General features: G+C 48.6%; 2 pseudogenes. Both read right to left on the minus strand.

From position 1 onward, the window contains the following. Positions 1–131: 131 nt before the first annotated feature. Positions 132–371 (minus strand): annotated as a pseudogene (locus tag PsAD37_RS17010) (transposase); the annotation flags it as partial. A gap of 86 nt (positions 372–457) precedes the next feature. Next, positions 458–654, minus strand: a pseudogene (locus PsAD37_RS17015) (IS3 family transposase); the annotation flags it as partial.

Raw genomic sequence — 654 nt, forward strand, 5'->3', positions numbered from 1 at the left:
AACCCGTTCACGTAATTCTATCGGATATGGCTTGCCCATGTGCCCTCCAAAAACAAGGATGGCAACATTGAATCACAAAAAGTTAAAATGAGAAACCTGAATCAGATCTGGCGCAGCACGCTCTAGAAGTTTCCCGATGCCGCTTCCTTCAAGATCAGCTTGTCCAACGTAAGGTCTGAAACCGCACGCTGCAGGTGCTCGTTCTCTTTCTGTAACCGCTTCAGTTCCTTCAGCTGTTCTGTGCCCATCCCGCCGTACTTCTTCTTCCAGCGATAATAGGTTTGTTCTGTCACACAGATCTGTCTGATCGCATCAATCCGGGCTATACCTTGCCCTATCAGAACTTCAACCTGCCGTAACTTCACGACAATCTCTTCTGGCTAGGTCTCTTAATCGCCATCATTGGTCCTCCGCTTTCCTAACTATAAGGGCGGACCACTTCAAAGGGGGAGGCTCAATAGAACCAACCCCAACCGATAATCCTGAAGTATGTGAAATCAGTCTGCCACTGCTGGCTCGGCTTTGTCGTCTTATCCTTGAACTCGTCTGCGGCCTTGATGACGACATAAGCGGGACTGGTAATCAGGTCCTGCGCTTTCAGTAGCCGGTAGACAGAAGCCTCAGATACAAAATAGCCTTTTGTATCTGTAAAGC

The organism is Pseudovibrio sp. Ad37, assembly GCF_001623075.1.
In the GTDB taxonomy this organism is placed as follows: Bacteria; Pseudomonadota; Alphaproteobacteria; order Rhizobiales; family Stappiaceae; genus Pseudovibrio.